The organism is Vibrio sp. 1249-1, from assembly GCF_033340495.1.
Window position 1 is genome coordinate 1 of the sequence record NZ_JAWOWJ010001202.1, and the last position, 510, is coordinate 510.

The following is a 510-nucleotide window of genomic DNA, read 5'->3' on the forward strand; positions in this document are numbered from 1 at the left end:
TGATCATCATTTTGTCGAAGTGGGTGACTTTGTCGGTGTGGGCGATCCAATAGCGACAGTGATTGATTTAGAGACTCTGGTCATTGAGGCCGACGTTAGCGAGCGCCATATCCAGTATCTTAAAGAAGGTCTTCAAGCGGATGTCAGAACTATCAATGGTCAGCATCACTTGGGGACTTTACGTTATATTGGTCGCGTTTCCTCCGTATCGACCAATACGTTTCCGATTGAAATCGAAATAGATAATCGTAATTCGCTCATCCCTGCGGGGATCAGTGCGGAAGTGCAGCTCCCTTTGAATGAAGTGCTAGCGATTAAAATTACCGCTGCAATGTTGGCGTTAGATGAAGAAGGGAATTTAGGTGTTAAAACACTGGAAGATGAACACGTTAAGTTTGTTCCTATCCAGTTAGTCAAAGCAGAAGAAGATGGCGTTTGGTTATCTGGGCTTGGCGAGCAAGCGGACATCATTGTATTAGGACAGGGGTTTGTTCGTGATGGCGATACCGT

At 45.5% G+C, this 510-nt stretch carries 1 pseudogene; it reads left to right on the forward strand.

The features are described 5' to 3' along the window. Window positions 1–510 (forward strand): annotated as a pseudogene (gene vmeJ / locus R7Z50_RS31265) (multidrug efflux RND transporter periplasmic adaptor subunit VmeJ); the annotation flags it as partial.